Here is a 1,171-nt window from a genome sequence, read left to right on the forward strand (position 1 = left end):
TTGATCTGTTGAATTTGCCTCGTACATTGATGACTCCTCTGGTTTGTTTGGTGGCTATGCTGCTAACCAGTGTTTCATCGAGCGTTCAAGCATCGACAGCATCAATAGAAGCACAAAGCTTTCCCATGCAGCAAACTGCACTTCAAGAAAAACTCGGCGTAAATACAGATTGTGTTGAGCCGCACCACAAAGAACACATGATGGAAAAAGGGCAAAAGTCGCACACCAGTTGCAGCTCTTCTTGCATTGTGAAAATTCCCACGACTTTGTCGCAAAATGGATTGATGCTACTGCCTTACAGCTTGGCGCTCATTGATAAGCTTCCTACTGAAAAAACCGTGGTTGTGGTTTATAAGCCTTACCGACCTCCGATTGTTTGATTTCTTCTTTATTTATCTCCAGCACTAGCTGGCTCTTAGCTATATTTAAAACGGCACGGTTGTGCCCGAAGGAAAACAAACAATGAAGAAATTACTTGCACTATGCAGCACACTTTTACTGGCTTTCAGCGCTCACGCTGCTCAATTTGAAGAAGGTAAACACTACAAAGTGTTGGACGTTGAGAAAGCGACTAAACCAACCGTTACAGAGTTTTTTTCGTTTTACTGCCCACACTGTTATAAGTTTGAATCTGTGATTGAAAACTTAAAACCGGCTTTGCCAAAAGAAGCACGCTTTGAAAAAGTGCACGTGGCGTTTATGGGCGCAGACATGGCAGTGCCAATGGCAAAATCTTACGCAACCATGGTATCGCTAGGTGTTGAAGATAAAATGGTGCCTGCGATGTTCGCGCAAATTCATCAAAAGCGCCAAGCACCGAAAAACGAAGACGAGTTAAAGAAAGTCTTCACGGACAACGGTGTCGATGGCAACAAATTTGACGCGGCGTACAACAGCTTTGCGGTTAGTTCGATGCAAAAGCGTTTCGATAAGCAGTTCAAAGAGAGCACTCTGACCGGCGTTCCTGGCGTCGTTGTGAATAACAAGTACATCGTTATTCCTAATGAAGTCCGTAGCTATGCCGAGTACAGCGAATTGGTGAACTATCTGCTAACGCTATAAATTAAAAGAAATGAAAAATGGCGGCCAAGTGGTCGCCATTTTTTTTGAATTCGTTATCTCAGTACGGTTGTACAAGCTTGAGTTGGTACGCTAGTCATGAATATCGCGT

At 43.6% G+C, this 1,171-nt stretch carries 2 protein-coding genes; both read left to right on the plus strand.

Going from position 1 to position 1,171, the window contains the following annotated elements; genetic code table 11:
- Positions 1 to 5: 5 nt before the first annotated feature.
- Positions 6 to 380: a hypothetical protein gene (locus R7M72_RS25260; protein ID WP_318056478.1), complete on the plus strand. Its 375-nt coding sequence runs from the start codon at positions 6 to 8 to the stop codon at positions 378 to 380.
- A gap of 82 nt (positions 381 to 462) precedes the next feature.
- A complete protein-coding gene (locus R7M72_RS25265) occupies positions 463 to 1,062 on the plus strand; it encodes a thiol:disulfide interchange protein DsbA/DsbL (protein ID WP_020841867.1) in 600 nt (199 codons plus the stop codon).
- Positions 1,063 to 1,171: the final 109 nt, after the last annotated feature.

It is taken from the genome of Vibrio sp. YT-18, assembly GCF_033337345.1.
In the GTDB taxonomy this organism is placed as follows: Bacteria; Pseudomonadota; Gammaproteobacteria; order Enterobacterales; family Vibrionaceae; genus Vibrio; species Vibrio alginolyticus.